The sequence below is a fragment of the Halorubrum shenae genome (assembly GCF_051194165.1).
Classification (GTDB): domain Archaea; phylum Halobacteriota; class Halobacteria; order Halobacteriales; family Haloferacaceae; genus Halorubrum.
Window position 1 is genome coordinate 63,392 of sequence record NZ_JBLZNI010000013.1, and the last position, 17,382, is coordinate 80,773.

14 protein-coding genes and 1 pseudogene are annotated in these 17,382 nt (G+C 69.5%); 10 read left to right on the plus strand and 5 right to left on the minus strand.

Annotated features, from left to right (window positions below; all coding sequences use genetic code 11):
• Positions 1-295: 295 nt before the first annotated feature.
• Positions 296-1,021 carry a hypothetical protein gene (locus ACNS88_RS13690; RefSeq protein WP_435098775.1) on the minus strand — a complete coding sequence of 242 codons (726 nt, stop codon included), beginning with the start codon at positions 1,019-1,021 and terminating at the stop codon, positions 296-298.
• A gap of 293 nt (positions 1,022-1,314) precedes the next feature.
• Between ACNS88_RS13690 and ACNS88_RS13695 the strand changes: the two genes are divergently transcribed.
• The 3 genes from ACNS88_RS13695 to ACNS88_RS13705 all read left to right on the plus strand — a co-directional run bounded on the left by ACNS88_RS13695 (position 1,315) and on the right by ACNS88_RS13705 (position 4,275).
• Positions 1,315-1,536, plus strand: coding sequence for a DUF8028 family protein (locus ACNS88_RS13695; RefSeq protein ID WP_435098778.1), 222 nt, complete (start codon positions 1,315-1,317; stop codon positions 1,534-1,536).
• A 129-nt stretch (positions 1,537-1,665) separates the two neighbouring features.
• Positions 1,666-3,324 (plus strand): DUF255 domain-containing protein, encoded by a 1,659-nt coding sequence (locus ACNS88_RS13700; RefSeq protein WP_435098781.1) that lies wholly within the window; start codon positions 1,666-1,668, stop codon positions 3,322-3,324.
• Positions 3,325-3,471: 147 nt separating this feature from the next.
• A complete protein-coding gene (locus tag ACNS88_RS13705) occupies positions 3,472-4,275 on the plus strand; it encodes a TrmB family transcriptional regulator (RefSeq protein ID WP_435098784.1) in 804 nt (267 codons plus the stop codon).
• Positions 4,276-4,314: 39 nt separating this feature from the next.
• On the opposite strand, the gene ACNS88_RS13710 is transcribed toward ACNS88_RS13705, so the two are convergent.
• The gene (locus tag ACNS88_RS13710; protein WP_435098787.1) at positions 4,315-5,682 is read right to left on the minus strand and encodes an MFS transporter; all 1,368 of its coding nucleotides are present in this window, start codon (positions 5,680-5,682) and stop codon (positions 4,315-4,317) included.
• 115 nt (positions 5,683-5,797) lie between these two features.
• Between ACNS88_RS13710 and lipP1 the strand changes: the two genes are divergently transcribed.
• Both lipP1 and ACNS88_RS13720 read left to right on the plus strand, forming a co-directional pair.
• Positions 5,798-6,733, plus strand: a complete 936-nt coding sequence (lipP1, locus tag ACNS88_RS13715; protein WP_435098790.1) for a LipP1 family hormone-sensitive lipase — start codon at positions 5,798-5,800, stop codon at positions 6,731-6,733.
• A gap of 51 nt (positions 6,734-6,784) precedes the next feature.
• Complete coding sequence (locus ACNS88_RS13720) at positions 6,785-8,065, plus strand: AGE family epimerase/isomerase (RefSeq protein ID WP_435098793.1); 1,281 nt, start codon at positions 6,785-6,787, stop codon at positions 8,063-8,065.
• A gap of 50 nt (positions 8,066-8,115) precedes the next feature.
• Here the strand turns inward: ACNS88_RS13720 and ACNS88_RS13725 are convergent, their stop codons facing one another.
• Entirely contained in the window at positions 8,116-8,880 is a 765-nt protein-coding gene (locus ACNS88_RS13725) for a DICT sensory domain-containing protein (protein ID WP_435098796.1), read from the minus strand.
• Positions 8,881-9,129: 249 nt separating this feature from the next.
• Positions 9,130-9,879 carry a competence/damage-inducible protein A gene (locus tag ACNS88_RS13730; protein WP_435098799.1) on the minus strand — a complete coding sequence of 250 codons (750 nt, stop codon included), beginning with the start codon at positions 9,877-9,879 and terminating at the stop codon, positions 9,130-9,132.
• Positions 9,880-9,973: 94 nt separating this feature from the next.
• Here ACNS88_RS13730 and ACNS88_RS13735 point away from each other — a divergent pair, with 94 nt between their 5' ends.
• The 4 genes and pseudogenes from ACNS88_RS13735 to ACNS88_RS13750 all read left to right on the plus strand — a co-directional run bounded on the left by ACNS88_RS13735 (position 9,974) and on the right by ACNS88_RS13750 (position 14,462).
• Entirely contained in the window at positions 9,974-12,424 is a 2,451-nt protein-coding gene (locus tag ACNS88_RS13735; RefSeq protein WP_435098802.1) for a penicillin acylase family protein, read from the plus strand.
• Complete coding sequence (locus ACNS88_RS13740; RefSeq protein ID WP_435098805.1) at positions 12,421-12,756, plus strand: hypothetical protein; 336 nt, start codon at positions 12,421-12,423, stop codon at positions 12,754-12,756. The genes ACNS88_RS13735 and ACNS88_RS13740 overlap by 4 nt, the downstream gene beginning before the upstream one ends.
• 117 nt (positions 12,757-12,873) lie before the next feature.
• Positions 12,874-13,734: a DUF7260 family protein gene (locus ACNS88_RS13745; RefSeq protein WP_435098807.1), complete on the plus strand. Its 861-nt coding sequence runs from the start codon at positions 12,874-12,876 to the stop codon at positions 13,732-13,734.
• Positions 13,735-13,844: 110 nt separating this feature from the next.
• Positions 13,845-14,462, plus strand: a pseudogene (locus tag ACNS88_RS13750) (class I SAM-dependent methyltransferase).
• A gap of 54 nt (positions 14,463-14,516) precedes the next feature.
• On the opposite strand, the gene ACNS88_RS13755 reads toward ACNS88_RS13750, so the two are convergent.
• Positions 14,517-15,878 carry an MFS transporter gene (locus ACNS88_RS13755; protein WP_435098810.1) on the minus strand — a complete coding sequence of 454 codons (1,362 nt, stop codon included), beginning with the start codon at positions 15,876-15,878 and terminating at the stop codon, positions 14,517-14,519.
• A gap of 229 nt (positions 15,879-16,107) precedes the next feature.
• Between ACNS88_RS13755 and ACNS88_RS13760 the strand changes: the two genes are divergently transcribed.
• Complete coding sequence (locus ACNS88_RS13760; protein WP_435098813.1) at positions 16,108-17,145, plus strand: NAD(P)/FAD-dependent oxidoreductase; 1,038 nt, start codon at positions 16,108-16,110, stop codon at positions 17,143-17,145.
• The last annotated feature ends 237 nt before the right edge of the window (positions 17,146-17,382 follow it).

The window sequence follows — 17,382 nt, forward strand, 5'->3', positions numbered from 1 at the left end:
TTATATGTGATCGACGTGCCGGCGGTCAAGACTTCCGTGCTCCCGCTCGCTCCCTCCGGTCACTCGCGAGACCGCAGCCTCACACCTCCCCAGCCTCGCCGCTCGCGGCGTCCCTCGCACCGTCGGTTCGCGGCCCACTGGGCCGCGCACCGGGGCGCACCACCACACCGTCTTTATAAGTAATCACCGCCTTCGCTCATGATCAGTTAAATATCGTTTTGCCGCAACCGATCTGCAATACCCACTCCCGCCATCGATCGCTGCCGTGTCTACACTGACTCGACCTGAGTGTGAATTATTCACTCGTTGAGGGATTCAACAGCGCTTTGAACGACACGCCGTTCGAGTAGGCGGAGGGACGCCGCTCGAAGTCGTCTCCCTCGAAGTCGTCTCCCTCGCAGTCAAGCGACACGGGAACTGTCTGCGGGTCGTCGTCAGGTCTGACGAATCCGGCGAGTTCGTCGGGATCGCGAACGTCCTCCTCGCCGGTCAGCTCTGCGGTCTCTCCCCAGCCGTTCGTCACCGAAAGCCGGAGCGTGTCCGGCAGCGGGTCGGCCGTGACCCGGAGCAGCGCGGCCGAGTAGGTGATCGCCTCGCCGCACGCCTCGTCGGCGGCGGCGGTGTTCTCGACAGTAGCGCTCGCGGTGAGCGTCCCGTCCTCGATGCTGACGTCGGCGAAGTCGATCCGGTTGTAACAGGTGGTCGGCCCGACCGACTCGACGTAGACGAGGACGGAGGATGAGAAGTCGGTCGCTTCGACGAACTCCCCCGTCCCCACGGGTGCGTCGTCGAACAGCCATCGGCTCTCGGCTTTGTCGGTGACCAGCGTGCAGAATCCGCGTCGCGACTCGCGGTCCCACGCGGGACCGGTGAGTGCGCCCCCGACCTGATAGACTGCCGTGTCGGTGACGGCGGACCCGCTGTCGACTCCATCCTCGCCGTCGTCGGTGCAGCCGGCGAGGGCGAGGACGCCCCCCGTCCCGATGCCGTGTATCGCCGTTCGACGCGTGAGTTGGGTCATAGCGCCGTTACGACGGCCTAACATAAGGGCGTCTCGTAGGCGCGAAGACTTCTCTGTGTCACGGCGTCGTCTCTCTGTGTCACGGCGTCGTCTCGGGCCGGGTAGCGTCGCTGATCGAATCGCTATCACGACGATCATCGTTGATCTGATGAAAAAGCGTGAGAGAACCCGATAAAGAATTAAACCGCTTTTGAGCCCGTTTTAAAACGTCGCTACCCTCCGAGAAAACGTGGTAAAATCGTCCGAACCCTCTGCGGGCTATATCAGGTCACCAACTGTAGGCTGTAGTGTCCATGTCAACCCCCGCTTCCACGCGTCTCGCCTCCGGCCGGCAGGTCGCCGGACTGATGACCGGCACGGTGAAGGCCGCCGCCTTCTGGGCGGCGGTCGCCATCCCGGCCACCTATCCCGTGTTGCTGTACTCGGGGCTCGACGGCGGCACCGGGCAGCTGTTCGTCGGCCTGCTGTTCGCGAACGCCCTCGCGCTCGCGCTCGGCCACGACTACAAGCGCTGAGGCCACCGAGCCCTCCGGATCGCATCGCCACCGCCGACTGCGCGCCCTCCGCCGACTGCGTGCCCTCCTGTTCTTCCGCTCAGCAACCGGTCTCGAAGCGCTTACCCACCGGCCCACCCGACTGTCGGTATGACCGACGAGACGCACGTCGAGTGGCGCGACTGGGGCCCAGCGGCCTTCGCCGAGGCCGACGAGCGAGACTGTCCGGTCCTGCTTTCGCTCTCCGCCACCTGGTGTGAGGGCTGTCACGAGATGGACGCGATCACCTACGCGGAGCCGCGGATCGCCGCCAACGTCAACGAGGGATTCGTCCCGATCCGCGTCGACGTCGACCGGCACCCGCGGGTGCGCGAGCGGTACAACATGGGCGGGTTCCCGACCACCGCCTTCCTCACGCCCGACGGCGAACTGCTCACCGGCGCGGGCTACCTCGACGTGGACGGGATGCGACAGGTGCTCGAATCGGTCCGAGGGATGTGGGCCGAGAAGGGCCGAGACGCCGGTCGCGTTCCGCGCGCGCTCGACGCCGACCTCCCGCCGAGCGGGGAGCTATCGGACGCGATCGAGAGCCACCTCGCCGGCCAGATCGAGGTGAAGTACGACGAGGAACACGCCGGCTGGGGGTCGGACGCGAAGTTTCCGCTCCCTCGCACCGTCGAGTTCGCGCTGAAGCGCGACCGCGACCGCGCGCTCCGAACGCTCGACGCGGTGCGCGATCACCTCGCCGACCACGTGGCCGGCGGCTTCTTCCGGTTTGCGGGGACGCCCGACTGGGGCGACGTGGCCTACGAGAAGCCGATCGACACGAACGCGGCCGTCACCCGAGCGTTCGCGAACGCCTACCTCTACACGGGCGACGAGGCGTACCTGGAGCCCGCGACCGACGCGGTCGACTTTCTCACCGACGACCTCTGGACCGGCTACGGCGTCGGCGGAAGCGTCGGCCCGGGGCTCGGACGCGCCTACTACTCAGTCTCCGCCGCTGACCGTGACGAACTCGACTCACCCCGCCAGGATCTGACCGCCTTCGCGGGCGGGAACGCGCTCGCGGCCGACGCCCTGCTCGCGGTGGCCGCCTACACCGACGACGAGCGCGCGCGGGAGTACGCCGAGCGGATCCTCGACGGGCTCGAACGCGACCTGATCGACGCCGACTCCGGCGAAGTGACCCACTACCGCGGCAGCGACGAGGTCGGCGAGACGGACCTGCTGGCCGACACCGCTCGCGTCGTCAGCGCGTACACGCGGGCCGCCGGCGTCCTCGGTGAGGGCGCTCCCGTTGCTCGCGCGGTCGCAGACCGAGCGATCGACCGGCTGCACGTCGACGGCTCCTTCGTCGACGGGCCGCGGTCGGGCGCGGGGCTGCTCGACCGGCCCTTCCGCCCGCTCGACGGCAACGTGGAGATGGCGACCGCCCTGCTCGATCTGGCGGCGCTGACCGGCGAGGAGCGCTACGAGGCGGTCGCCCGCGAGACGGCCGAGTCCTTCGCCGGCGCCACCGAACGACTGAGCGTGCAGGTCGCCGGGTACGGCAGCCTCGCGGGACGGCTCCTCCGCGGCACTACCGTGGTCGCCGTCGGCGACGAACCCGAAAGCGACCTCCACCGCGCCGCGTGGCGAGTCGCGGACCACGAGAAGGTGGTCGTCCCGAACGCCCACCGAGAGGACGCGCCCGCACCGCGGTCGGTGTCGGCGGGCTCGGCGGTCGTACTCGCGGGGGACGCCGCCTCAGAGCCCGCAGAAACACCGGACGAGTTGATGACGCGGGTCAGCGAGACGGTTGAGTGACGGCCCCGACGCGCTACGGATTTCCCGATCGGAGTGTTTCGGTCCGGTATCCGTGTCGGACCCGACGGTGCCGAGTCCGGCTGACGACCACCGTCGAGTCGTGTAAACCGTCGACGTGTTTATACTGGTCCCGACAGATGAATCGGTATGGCATCGCTTCGCGATCTGGGGCTCTCCGAGTACGAGGCGCGCGCGTACCGCGCGCTCTTGCGCACCGGGCCGACGACGGCGAAGGACCTCTCGCGGGCCAGCGAGGTCCCGATGGGGCGGGTGTACGACGTGCTCAACAGCTTGGAACAGCACAACCTGGTCCGGAGTCAGGCGGCCAGCCGGCCGAAGAAGTACGCGGCGGTGGAGCCGGACGCCGCACTCGACCGGCTGTTAGAGGAGAAGAAACAGGAGCTGGAGACGCAGGCGGAACAGTACGAGGAGGTCGTTTCGGACCTCTCCTCGGAGCTCGACGCGGGCGAGCCCGTCGACGGACAGTTCTGGACCGCGGCCGTCGGCGCGGAGGACGCGACTGACCTCCTCTTAGAGCGGATCGCGGCCGCCGAGCGCCGGATGGTCGTCGTCGCCGGCGCGCCCGCGACGGGCTTCGACCTCGGGACGATCGGCGAGCGGGTGACCGACGAGTTGGAGGCGGCGTTGGAGCGAGGCGTCGAGATCCGCGTACTCCTCTCGCCGGAGACTGTCGACGCGCTCCCGCGGAGCGTCGGGCGGCGGTACACCGCAGACCTCACGGACATGGCGGGATTCGAGGTGCGAACGACCGCCGGCGTCGACGGGACCTTCTCCGTCTTCGACGGGATCGAGGTCTGCATCGAGGTACCGCACCCGCTCTCCGGCGACGAGCCGTTCGCGATGATCGACGTGAAGGACGCGGAGTTCGCGACGAGCGTGAAAGACCAGTTCGAGCCGCAGTGGGGTGACGCGGCGCCGCTGACGTTCTGATACCGTCGGTGGGCAACACCGGTGACCCGTTCCACGATCTCACGCGTGCGCATCGAACTCCTCGCCGAAGACGAGGAAGTAACCGGTCCCGATGATACCGATCACGGCGGCGACGGCGAAGGCGACTTCGGGGCTGACGAAGTCCCAGAGATACCCGCCGATCGCGGCGCTCGGGATGACGATCGTGTTCCGGAGCAGGTAGTAGGTCCCGGTGACTCGGCCGCCGGCGCCGCGCTCCGCGGGGCCGACGATCAGCGCCTTATGCGAGGGGAGGCCGGCGAACCGAAGGCCGGAGAACGCGAAGACGAGGACGAGCGCCCACTGAGTCGAGACGACCGGTGAGAGGAGTTCGGGGCCGAAAATAAGCACGAGGGGGAACGTACCGTACACCGAGAAGCCGAGCGCGACGATCGGTTTGAGCCCGACCCGCTCGGCCAGCTTCGCCGCCGGGGCCATCGTGACCAGCGCGACGACCATCTCGACGCCGAGCAGGTAGCCGAAGAAGGCCTGCGGCGAGAGGTCCACGGCGTAGACGGCCCCGCCGACGCCGGCCGTCGTCTCCACTCCGACCGAAAAGATCCGCGTGACGACGAGCACGAAGAAGACGTACACCATCCCGTTCGCGAACCGGACGAGGGTGTCACCGATCAACAGCGGGCGAAGCGGGTCGGGCATCTCGCGGAGGTCCCTCCGGATCCGGGCAACGCCCTCGAACCGCCCGCCGCCGACGGAGTCACCGCTCGCGTCGTACAGGACGTGTTGGACGAGCGTCCCGACGACGCCGAAGACGACCGCGGCCGCGAGCACGTATCGGAAGCTCACCGTGAACGCCGGGTGAAGGCCGATGAGGACCGCCGCGAGGACGGGACCGACCAGGAACGCGGTACGGCGGAACGTCTCGGTGCTCGCGAAGCCGGCGGCCAGCCGGGACGGGTCCGTCGCCTGCTTGACCACGGCGAAGGTCGCGCCGAGGCCGAACGACTTCCACGCCTGCGCGAGCACGAGCCCGACGAAGATCCAGATCCACGGTTCGATCGTCACGCCCGCGACCGTGACCGTCCCGACGGTCGGCGCGATCAGCCAGACGGCGAAGCCCAGGGTCGACACGAGCCCGAAGACCGTCAGCGCGTACCGCGACCCGATGCGGTCGGAGATCGCTCCGCCGGGGTACGGGTACAGCGCGGAGATGACGTTGCCGAAGGTTCCGAACAGGCCGACGACGAACCCGGACGCCCCCAGCGCCACCACGTACTCCGGGAGGAACCGGTTCGTCATCTGGAAGCCGAGGCTGAACGCGAACATCGCCAGCGACACCACCAGCACGTCCCGTTCCAACGCGAAGAACTGACGGAACGTCGCTAACGCACCGGCCTCCTCGGGGTCTGCGGTCGCTTGGTCCTCGCTCATATCGGAGAGATCGACGCCGCGTCGTTCGTACGCGTGTGTTCTTCCACGACGGCAAATACGTTCCCACCCGATCCCCGGCCCCAAGGTTTACTCTCACCTCGCCACTGGGTCGACCATGCACGCCGACGAGATCGATCCGCAAGCGAGAGCGGCGGTCAAGCAACAAGAGCGGTTCCCGCTGCCGCACAGCCGGTGGGGAGTGAAGCTCGCCCGCCTCGTTACGGGGCCGGTGACGTGGATCCAGAACCGCGATCCACCCGAGGTCGGTCGGACCGTCGAAGGAACGATCCCCGGCCCTGCCGGCGACCTCGACGTTCGGCTGTACCTGCCCGACGGCGACGGCCCGTTCCCCACGGTCGTCTTCTTCCACGGCGGCGGGTTCGTGTTCGGCAGCATCGGCACCCACGACTGGCTCTGTCGACACCTCACGCGGGAGAGCGGCTGCGCCGTCCTCTCGGTCGACTACCGGCTCGCGCCCGAACACCCCTTCCCCGCGGCGGTCGCAGACGCGTACGCGGCGGTGGAGTGGGCGACCGCCAACCAGGACGCGATCGACGGCACCGGTCGGGTCGCGGTCGCGGGCGACTCCGCCGGGGGCGCGCTCGCCGCCGCCGCCGCGCTCATGGCCGCCGAGCGCGACGGCCCCGAGATCGCGTACCAGGCGCTTTTATACCCCGGCGTCGGCGTCGAAGCCGGCCAGCCGTCCGTCGAGGAGCACGCCGGTATCGTTCTCGATGAGGCGGACTTGGAGTGGTTCACGGAGTGCTACTACGACCACGAGATCCACGAGCGCAACCCGTACGCCGACCCGACGAACGCGGGCGACGTGTCCGGCGTCGCCCCCGCCACGGTCGTCACCGCCGGCTTCGACCCGCTGCGCGACGGCGGGAGGGCGTACGCCGAACAGCTGGTCCGGGACGGGGTGCCGACGCGCTATGAAAACTACGCGGACCAGGTACACGGGTTCATGACGCTCCGCGAGGTGGACCGGGCGAGGGAGGCCATCGCGGACGTGGCCGACGACTTGGCCGGCGCGCTCCGGGCGGAGTGACGACACCCGAAACGGACCGTCTTTATCCGATCGCGGACTAACCGGACACCGATGAACGAGCCGACGCGCGAGGCGGTCCGAACGCGAGCACAATCGCACCGAGCGCGGCTGCTCTCGGTCCTTCGCGTACAGTACCCCGACACGCTGGCCGACCGCGGCTACCGCCTCCTCCATCCGACGACCGGGGACCCGTACGCCGGGGACCGGCGGCACCTCGTCGCGACCTGCCGCTCGGTCGCCAACTTCGCCCTCGGCGCGCTCGCCGACGGCCCCGACTGGTGTCTCGCCGCCGCCGAACACGGCCTGCGGTTCCTCCGCGAGGCCCATCGCGCCGATGACGGGGGATACCGCCTCGTCGTCGACGCGGACGGCGAGCCAGTCGATCGGACGCGGTCGGCGTACGGACACGCGTTCGTCCTGCTGGCGTACGCCCGCGCGGTCGACGCCGGGATCGAGTGGGCCGAGCGTGACCTTCACGCGACCCGAGAACTGATCGACGACCGATTCTGCGACGACCGGGGCCTCCTCCGGAGCGACTGCGACGCCGACTGGATTGAGCGGGAGCCGTACCGCGGCCAGAACACGAACATGCACGCCTGTGAGGCGTTTCTCGCCGCCTACGAGGCGACGGGCGATGCACACTACCTCGACCGCGCACGCCACGTCGCCGAGGCGATCACGGTCGAGTTCGCCGCCGAGACGGACGGCCTGCTGTGGGAGCATTACACCGCCGACTGGGAGCACGACTTCGGGTACAACGCGGACGAGCCGCGCCACCAGTTCCGGCCCCCGGGATACCAGCCGGGCCACCACGTGGAGTGGGCGAAGCTGCTCGCGCTGATCGACCGGTACGAGGAGGAAGAGAGCGAGGACCGGGTCGGCAAGAGCGGAGACGGAGAGAGCGAGGATTCGGCGGCGACCACCGACTGGTACGCCCGCGCCCGAGAGCTTTTCGACGCCGCCGTCGACCGCGGCTGGTCGGCGAACGGGTTCGTCTACACCCATGCGGCAGACGGGTCGCCCATCGTGGAAGACCGGTACGGCTGGGCGCTCGCCGAGGCGATAGGCGCGTCCGCGGCGCTCGCCGAGCGCGCGGCGGTGCACGGCGACGCCGACGAGGCCGATCGGTTGCGAGACTGGCACCGGCGGTTCCTCGTCCGGACCGACCTGTTCCGCGGCCCCGCGGGCGTCTGGTACGAGAAGCGACTGCCCGCGGACGCCGACGGCGACCGCGTCGCGCAGGACCCGCCCGGTGTGGAGCCCGATTACCACCCGGCCGGCGCCTTCTTCGAGGGGTGGCGCTCCGCGCGGGCGGAGCTGTCTGACGGGTGAGGCGACGAAGAACGCCGGCGTATTGCCCCGGACGGCCCGCGCCACCGGTTTCAAAGCGAGGTTGCGACGTGGCGGTCGATCCGATCGACCAGCGCCGGGCGGAACGTCCAGAACCCGTCCCACACGTTCGGCTCGTCCTCGAGGGCGACGAGGGCGGCGTGATGGTCCGATCCCGCCTCCGGCGGCGGGTTGCAGACGACGAACCAGGACCGTCGGTACGGGTACGACCGACCCTGGTGGACCGTTACCGGAAGCGACGAGAGCTCCGCGTCGCCGACTCCGTAGACGTGGACGTCGACGCCACGGTTGCCGACGATGTCGTACACCCTGCGGGTCCCTTGTTCGTCTTGGAGCCGGGAGAGGCGCTGGAACGAGGAGCGGAGCGTCCCGCCGCCCGCCTCGGCCGCGAACCGCTCGATGACGCGGGAGACGACGATCAACAGCAGCTTCTCCTTGCTCGATTGGGGGTAGCCGCGAAGCCGGAAGGGGACCTCGTCGAGCCCGGCGAGTACGTCCGGAAGCCTGACTTCATCGAGGTCGACCGTGCCGGTCTTGTACAGGTCGGAGTTGATGAGCAGCACGGAGTCGGTCAACTCGTCGAGCGTGGAGCGAGCGAGTACCTTGCCGTCCTCGACGAGGAAGACGACGTCCGTGTCCGCGTCCGGGAGGTCGAGCTCGCTGACCCCGACCGACTGCCCCTCGAGGAGGGAGTCGAGCAGGTTCTGGATCGGCTCCGGCTCGGACCGGTTGACGACCACGAGCGACCGACTCGGAGCGTCGATATCGTCGAAGAAGCCGCGCAGGGCGTCCGTCATCGGTCGGGACTCGGTGAGATGCGCCGTGTTGGTGAGACGCGCCGTGTTGGTGAGTGGAGCCGTTTTGATGCGACGCGTCGCTTCGGCGACTCGGTCGGCGCCCCTATCGCGCCTTTTGTCGCGCTTTTGCTCGCGCCTTTCGTCGCTCCCCGTTTTCGGGTGACGTGCGTCGTCGACATCGTGGATCCGTGAACCGTTCGCGTGAACGTACCGGCGCCGAGGCTTATAACCTCCGCAGTGGGACACCCGTCACTCTCCGCCCCAGTCGCGCCGCACCGGGGTTTCGCTGGCGTTGACGTTCGCCAGCAGCCACGCCGCCGCCTCGTCGAGCGCGCGTTCGTCGGTCGCGGTCACCTTCAGGCGGTTGTGCTCCGCCTCGCGGTCGGGGTAACAGCCGACGGCGACGTCGAACCGCTCGCCTACCGCCTCCAGCGCGGGGATAATGTCGGACTCGGGCTCGACGGTGTAGAGGAACCGCGACTGCCGGTCCCCCGCGAACTCGTCGGCGACGGACGCGAACATCGCCTTCAGCTCCCCGGGGATGCCCGGCATGACGTAGACGCCCTCGATGACGCAGCCCGGCGCGAGGCCGGGATCGTTTAAAATGGGACGGCTCCCGGTCGGAATCGCGGCCTCGGCCTCGACGTCCACGTCGACGTCGCTGTCGGGGAGCCGCTCGCGGACCTCGGCCAGCCGCTCCTCGACCGCCTCGCGCGTCAGGTCGGTCGGAGCCAGCTCGCGGTCGAACGCGTCCGCGACCGCCTCCAGCGTCACGTCGTCCGGGGTTCCGCCGATCCCGCCGGTGACGATCACGGCGTCGAACGCGTCGGCGTACGCGCGGACGCGCTCCGCGATGACGGCGCGGTCGTCCGGCACCGAGAGACTCCGTTTCACGGCGACGCCGCGGTCGCTCAGCTCCGCGGCGAGCCAGTTGGCGTTCGTGTTCACCGTGTCGCCCGCGAGCAGTTCGTCGCCGACCGTGATCAGCGCGACCTCCATTATCGAATCACAGGGCCGGCGCACGGATGTGCGTTTCCCGTCGACGGTGAGATCCACCGAAATAATGATTAGGTATCGACGGGTGGGTGACAGGGTGACGAACGACACCACGCGCCGGGCCGTCCTCGCCGCGGCGCTCGCGGCCGGGACCGGCGGGATCGCGGTCTCGTCTGCGGCCGATCTGCTCGACTCCTTTGCGCCGCTCTCCGGCGAGGCGTGGGAGTCGGCCGACCGGTCGCTCCCCGAGACCGTCGAGAGCCCCCACGGCGACGCGGACGTGCGGGTCGACGAGTACGGCGTCCCGCACGTCGCGGCCGACGACGAGGCCGCCGCGTACTACGCGATCGGCTACCTACAGGCGTTCGACCGGCTCTTCGCGATGGACCTCCAGCGACGGCTCATGCGCGGACGGCTCTCGGAGGCGGTCGGCGGATCGACCGTCGAAAGCGACGAGTTCCACGTCGCGATGGGGTTCGCGGAGGCCGCCGAGGCCACGTGGGACCTCGTGCGCGAGAGCCCCGCCGGACCGCTCGTCGAGGCGTTCGCCGACGGCGTCAACGCCGCGATCGAGGCCGAGCCGCTCCCGATCGAGTTCGCGTTAGTCGGCCACGAGCCCCGGCCGTGGACGCCGGTCGACTCGATGCTCATGGAAAAGCAGATCTCGTGGACGCTCACCGGGAACTTCTCCGAACTGCGCCGGGCGGTCGTCACCGACCGATTCGGCGCCGACCGCGCTGCCGACCTGTTCCCCCGTCAACTCGATCACGACGCGACGATCCTCGACGGCGACGAGCAGCGGCTGGGAGGCGAAGCGACTCGGCGAGTAGCCGCTGCGGGCCGACAGCAGGCCGCCGCCTCCGACCCCGTCGACGCCGATCTGACGGCGTGGCTCTCCGGCTTCGAGTCCCCGACTGGCGTCGGCTCGAACAGCTGGGTCGTCTCGGGTGACCACACCGCGAGCGGGACGCCGATCGTCGCGTACGACCCGCACCTGTCGCTGATGGCCCCGCCACTGTGGTACGAACAGCACGTCGAGACCCCGGAGCGGTCGGTTCGCGGGACGACGTTCCCGGGCGTCCCCTTCGTCATCGCGGGCGCCAACGACCGGGGGACGTGGTCGTTCACCAACGTCGGCGCCGACGTGCTCGACTGCTACCGATACGACACCGACGACGCGGGCGAGCGCTACCGCTACGACGGCGAGTGGCGAGAGTTCGAGACCGAGACGCGAACGATCCCCGTGGCGGGAGGCGAGGACCGCGAGATCGAAGTCAAGCGGACGGTCCACGGCCCCCTCATCGAGCGCGAGGGAAGGCAGGTCGGCGTCGCGTGGACCGGCCACACCGCGACCCGGACCACGGTCGCGATCGACGAGTTGGGACGCAGCGAGGGGTTCGACGACGCGCTCGCGGCCACGCGGACGTTCGACCTCCCGACCCAGAACCTCGTGTACGCCGACGCTGACGGGCGGACGATGTACTACGCGACCGGGAAGCTCCCGATTCGAGAGGTTGACGACGAGGCGGTCGCCGGGGACCGGATCTTCGACGGCTCGGCCGGGGAGGGCGAGTGGGCGGGGTTCGAGCCGTTCGGTCGGTCCTCGTGGGACGGGTTCGTTCCCTTCGAGGAGAAGCCCCACGCGATCGACCCGGACGTGCTCTCGACCGCGAACCAGCGCGTGATCGACGACCCGCGCCACTACGTCGGCGTCGCGTATGCGACCCCCTACCGCGGCGCCCGGATCGCCGATCGACTCGACGACGCGGTCGAATCAGGCGAGCCGACCGACCCGGCCTTCCACCGCGCGCTCCAGCGAGACGTTCACGACGGACGCGCGGCCCAGTTGGTGCCCGACCTGATCGCGGCGGTGGAGGCGGCGAACGGGAGCGGCGAGGCGGACTCGGGGGGCGAAGGTGGCGTGTCGGACCGCGCCGTCTCGGCGGCCGAGACCCTCGACGACTGGGGGTACCGGATGGACCGAGACTCCCGCGCCGCGCTCGTGTTCGCCCGGTGGCTCGACCGATTCCGCCGACTCGCTTTCGAGCCGACGTTCGACGCGGTCGACCTCGACGAGACGTACCACCCGAACGACTGGGTGCTCGCGACGCTGCCCGACGACGACCCGATCTTCGACGACACCTCGCGGGCGGAGACCATGGTCGCGGCGCTGGAGGAGTCGCTCGCGGAGATCGACGACGCCGGGTGGGAGGCCTACGGCGACTGGAACTCGACGGCGGCGATAACCCATCCGCTCGGCGGCGAGGCGCCGTTCCTGAACTACGACGAACTCCCGGCCGACGGCTCCCGGACCACCGTCAAGAACTACCGGGTCGACGACGCGGTGGGATCGAGCTGGCGGATGGTGGTTCGGCCCGGAACCGACGCCACGGCGGTGATCCCCGGCGGCAACTCCGGCGACTACTTCTCCGAGCACTACGACGATCAGCTCCGCGCGTGGCTCGACAACGACCAGAAGCCGATGTCGCTCGGCGAAGCCCCCGTCGACGCCGACGAGACGATCGCGTTCAGGGGTGACTCGTCGTGACCGATCCCGACTCGCTCCTCGACCGGATCCGAACCGACTCCCGAACCCACGCAGTCGCCCTCGCGGTCGCGCTGATCGGCGGCGTCGCTCTCGCGGCGGTCCACTGGCTCGGGCTCGTCGCGGCCGGCGCGGCGGCCGCGCTCGTGGCCCCGACCCTCCGACGCGGCGTCCTGTACGCGCTCGCTGCCGGGGTCCTTGCGCTGGTCGCCTTCGCCGTCTCGCTCGGGCCGGCGGCGGCGCTCGTCCCCGGGATGCGCCCCGTCGTGTACGTCACCGTTGCGAGCGCCCTCGGGCTCCCGCTTCTGGGATCGCTCGCGAGGGGTGTCGTCTAGTCGCGATCGGCGACGGAGGCTGAGTCTCCGGAGCCCTATTGAACGCTCCATATCGGTCTTGTGCGCCTCGTATCGCTATTATAAGCGTTTACGTGAGCGTTCCGTGATCGATGCGATATGGCAACGACGACCGAGCCGGCAGACGGGAGCCCGGAATTGCTGGACGACGCGCGGGAGGTCCTCCGCGTCGAGCACCGGCGTGTCGGCGACGAGCGCGAGGCATTCCGTGCCTTCCGTCAGCGCGTCGCGTCCGTCTCGTCGGAGCCGATCCGAACCGACGGCGGCGCGGGCCCAGTCGCGGGCGACGGGGCGATCGGGGGCGGCGGATCGATCGGGGGCGGCGGGCGGATCGGGGCTGCCGGGAACGGTTGGGCCCGCGGCTCGCGGGCGCCGGCCGGGTCGGGGCTCGTCGCAGTGAGGAACGCGTACCAGGAGACGGTGATGTCCGTCCCGCACTACGAAGTCGAGTACGACGACACCTACGAGCGGAGCGTCGCCGAGGAGTTCGGCCCCGAACTCGCGTACGCGCTCACCCGCGGGTCGCGGTTCCCCGCCGAGTGCAAGCGGTCCCTCTTGGACGCGACCGAGACCGCGATCGAGGAACGCGAGATGTTCGTCGAGACGGTCCGATCGGAGAGCGAGTCGGTCAAGCGGGCGGCCTCCCGACTCGCCCCGATCCGGAGCGAGATCGCGTCGACGAGCCGGACAAGCTTTTCCGAAGCCGGGTTCGGTGCGCTCGACGCCCACCGCGCGCGGACCGAGGCCCTCCTCGCCGACTGCGACCGGATCGCGGCGCGCCGCCAGCGGGAGGTCGCGTCCCACGAGCGCGACCTCGCGATCGACGACGACCTCGATCTGCCTACCTACCTGTATCAGGGTCTGTCGGTGACGTATCCCGTGCTGGCAACGGTCGGTACCGTCGGAGACCGGCTCGACGACCTGAAGCGTCGGATCGAGCGGGCGATGGCCGAGGCGTAGTCCCCTCGACTTCCGAGAAGCGAACGCGCGGTCGAGGTGACCGCACCGACCACCGACCGGCCACGATCGGCGACGGTCTCTTTGGTTCGCGACCCCGAGATGCAGTAGCTGTGACAACCGTTCTCACTGACCGCGACCGCCAGAAGCGTGACGGCCGATCCGACGAGACGTTTTATGGGGATCCGCGGTTCGTTACGCACGCCGACGACGCGTTTCTCGACCGGCTTACGGCGCTGTACGACGAGGTCCTTAGTCCGGGCGATCGCGTTCTCGACGCGATGAGTAGCTGAGTGTCGCACCTCCCGGCGACGGACTTCGAGCGCGTCGTCGGCCACGGACTCAACGAGGCCGAACTCGCGGCGAACGACCGGCTCGACGAGTTCGTCGTCCGCGATCTCAACGCCGAGCGATCGCTCCCGTTCGCCGACGGCGCCTTCGACGCCGTCTGCTGTGCGCTGTCGGTCCAGTACCTGCAGTACCCCGGCGCCGTGTTCGCGGAGTTCGCGCGCGTGCTCGCGCCCGGCGGCGCCGTCGTCGTGAGTTTCTCGAACCGGATGTTCCCGACGAAGGCCGTCCGCGCGTGGCGGACCGCCTCGATGGACGAGCGCGCGGACCTCGTCGAGCGATATGTAACCGCTGGCGGGTTCGCGGTCGAGAACCGACTCGCGGAGCGTCCCGCCGGCGACCCGTTCTACGCGGTCGTCGGGCGGAAGCCGGAGCAGGCCTAACGCGACCGCGCGTGCCGACGACCGGCGCCATCCGCTGGCGTCGACGACTCGGCGTCAGTCCGACGACGTCCCCGTCTCGGTCTCCAGCCCGGACCCGCTCGGCGGTCGGAGGAGGAGCGCCGCCAGCCCCGCGGCGACCGCGAGCCCACCGCCGAGCGCGAACGTCGGCACCCAGCCGGCCGTCGCGACGAGGTAGCCGGTCACGGTACCGGCGAAGACGCCGCCGCCGACCTTGGCGGTGTAGAGGACCGCGTAGTTGCCCGAGGAGTTCTCGGCGCCGTAGTAGTCGGCGATCACCGACGGGAAGTAGACGAACAGCGGCGAGGAAAAGAACATCGCCGCCATCACTAACGCGACGAACGCGACTCCGGCCTCGGCCCGCCCGGCTCCGATCAGCGCGAGCCGGAACACCCCGGCGAGCACGAAGGAGGCGGCCATCACCCGTTTGCGGTCGAAGCGGTCGGACGCCTCCCCGAGGATCATCCGCGAGACGCCGGCGGCGACGGGCAAGAGGGTCGCGGACGCGGTCGCGACGACCGCCGCCAGCCCGAACTGCTCGGCGAAGCGGACGACGTTGGCGATGACGATCAGGTCGGCCCCGGCCATCGCGATGAACATCGCGTACAGCAGCCAGAACTGCCACGTCGACAGCATCTCGCGGGTCGTGTACGCACGCCCGCGGAGCGACGCCGCCAGATTGTCGTCGCTGCCGCCGTTGCCACCGTCCCCTCCGTCGCCTTCCGCCCCGTCGCCCTCTTCGTCCAGTCCGAGCCAGTCGTCCGGCGGGTCCCGGAGGAGGAACGCGCCGACGAGCGTCACGACGAGGATGGCGATCCCGAGGTTCCGGAGCACGTCGCTGTAGGCGGCCACGGTGGCGTTCGCGCGGACGTAGGGGACCACGAGCGCGCTCCCGGCAGCGAACGCCATCGTCCCGACGCCGGTAGTGAGTCCCGTCCGGTCCGGGAACCACTTGACCGCGGTGTTGACCGCGACCGTGTACACGATCCCCACGCCGATCGCCCCGAGCGAGTACAGCAGATACAGCTGCCAGAGCGTCGTGGCGTACGCGAGTCCGATGTACCCGCCGCCGGCGAGCAGGGCCGCGAGGAACGTGAGCGCGCCCGGTCCGCGACTGTCGCGCCACTTCCCGGCGGGGAACTGCGAGAGCGACTGGAACACGACGTAAAAGGAGAACACCGCGCCGAGCGCCGGCAGGGCGAGGTCGAGGCTCTCGGCCAGCGACTGCTCGATCGACGACCAGACGTACTGGTAGGGACTCACCGCTGCCATCATCCCCGCCGCGGCGACGATCTGCCACCAGCGCGAGAAGCCGAGGATCTCGGACGCTCGCCCGGCGTAGTCGACGCCGTCGTCGTCGCTCTTGCCGTCGCCGCTACCGCCGCCGTCATCAGTCATCGGCACCATCCGTCCCGCGTCCGGTCGTGTGGTGGGTCATGTGAGTGTCAGCGATCGGTCCGTCCCGCCCGCGGATCGACGATTCGTGTTCGCATGCTGTCGGCACCGGAGATAAAACGCGCCGTCGGGGAGGTTCTTGCCCCCTCGTGCGCGAGCGTGTCCGTCCCCGCGCCACCGACCGAACCTTCCCGAGCGACGGATTAAGTGACTGCGCCCCCTTCACGTGAACGTGACACACATCGGTATCGTCGGCGCGGGCGCGGGGGCCGCGGCCGCAACGTTCACCATCGACGGCGCGGTCCCGGACGCGGACGTGACGGTCTTCGAGAAATCGGGCGGGCTCTGCGGTCGCGCGGCGACTCGTCGACACGACGACCTGACGTACGACTACGGCGCGAACTACCTGAAAGACGACGACGAGCGCGTCGTCGAACTCGTCACGGAGACGCTCGACGACGAGGGGCTCGTCGACATCGCCGAGCCGATCCACGTCTTCGACGCCGACGGCGAGGTCTCGCCCGGCCGCGAGGCGGACGAGCACAAGTGGAGCTACCGGCAGGGGCTCACCCAGATCGCCAAGCGGCTGTTCGGTCGGACCGACGCGACGATCCACCGTCGGACGCGGATCGAGACGGTCCGCCGGGTCGGCGAGCAGTGGGAGGTCGACGACGCGGACGGCGTGACACACGGGCCGTTCGACGTCCTCCTGTTGAATCCGCCGGCGCCCCAGACCGCCGACCTCCTCCGGGACGCGGAGTGGGACTCGCCCGTCCGCGAGGCGCTCGTCGACGCGGTCGGCGACGTGGCGTATCGCACCGTCTGGTCCGCGGTGTTGCACTACCCGTTCCCGATCGACGCGCCCTACTACGGGCTCGTCAACACCGACAAGGAACACGCGGTCGGGTGGCTCTCCCGCGAGGAGTGCAAGCCCGGGCACGTCCCCGACGGCGAGACGCTGCTCGTCGTGCAGGCGAGTCACGCGTGGTCGGTCGACCACTACGACGCGGACCCGGCCGACAACGTCGCGACACTCGCCGAACACGCCGCCGACATCGTCGGCGACGACCGCCTCGCCGATCCGGCGTGGACCGATCACCAGGGATGGCGGTACGCGCAGCCGGAGGCGGGCGTCGATCGCGGCCCGATCGACTCCGCCCGCCGAGAGGGACTGTACCTCCTCGGCGACTGGGTCGCCGGGGAGGCGCGGCTCCACGCCGCGCTCGCGAACGGGCTCGACGTCGGCGAACGCGTCGCGTACGGGGTCTGACCAGCGATTCGGTCGAGCAGAACACGCGGTTTCGTCGGAGCCTTTCGATCGCGACGATCGCTTATAAGTAACAGCGGCGGCGCGCGTGCGAGGTCGCCGGCGCTGCGCGCCGGCTGCCAGAGGGACCTCCGGTCCCTCGCTGGAGTCGGAGCGGCGCTTATAATGACTAAGATAATTTTTGAAAGTTAAGGAAGTTCTGACACCACTTCTTTGCGAAGCTAACTCGTTCTGTGATTT

Bases quoted from the DNA above. Each gene is read 5' to 3' on its own strand.
- ACNS88_RS13690 (WP_435098775.1), bottom strand. From the start codon at position 1,021: ATGACCCAACTCACGCGTCGAACGGCGATACACGGCATCGGGACGGGG.
- ACNS88_RS13695 (WP_435098778.1), top strand. From the start codon at position 1,315: ATGTCAACCCCCGCTTCCACGCGTCTCGCCTCCGGCCGGCAGGTCGCC.
- ACNS88_RS13700 (WP_435098781.1), top strand. From the start codon at position 1,666: ATGACCGACGAGACGCACGTCGAGTGGCGCGACTGGGGCCCAGCGGCC.
- ACNS88_RS13705 (WP_435098784.1), top strand. From the start codon at position 3,472: ATGGCATCGCTTCGCGATCTGGGGCTCTCCGAGTACGAGGCGCGCGCG.
- ACNS88_RS13710 (WP_435098787.1), bottom strand. From the start codon at position 5,682: ATGAGCGAGGACCAAGCGACCGCAGACCCCGAGGAGGCCGGTGCGTTA.
- lipP1 (WP_435098790.1), top strand. From the start codon at position 5,798: ATGCACGCCGACGAGATCGATCCGCAAGCGAGAGCGGCGGTCAAGCAA.
- ACNS88_RS13720 (WP_435098793.1), top strand. From the start codon at position 6,785: ATGAACGAGCCGACGCGCGAGGCGGTCCGAACGCGAGCACAATCGCAC.
- ACNS88_RS13725 (WP_435098796.1), bottom strand. From the start codon at position 8,880: ATGACGGACGCCCTGCGCGGCTTCTTCGACGATATCGACGCTCCGAGT.
- ACNS88_RS13730 (WP_435098799.1), bottom strand. From the start codon at position 9,879: ATGGAGGTCGCGCTGATCACGGTCGGCGACGAACTGCTCGCGGGCGAC.
- ACNS88_RS13745 (WP_435098807.1), top strand. From the start codon at position 12,874: ATGGCAACGACGACCGAGCCGGCAGACGGGAGCCCGGAATTGCTGGAC.
- ACNS88_RS13755 (WP_435098810.1), bottom strand. From the start codon at position 15,878: ATGACTGATGACGGCGGCGGTAGCGGCGACGGCAAGAGCGACGACGAC.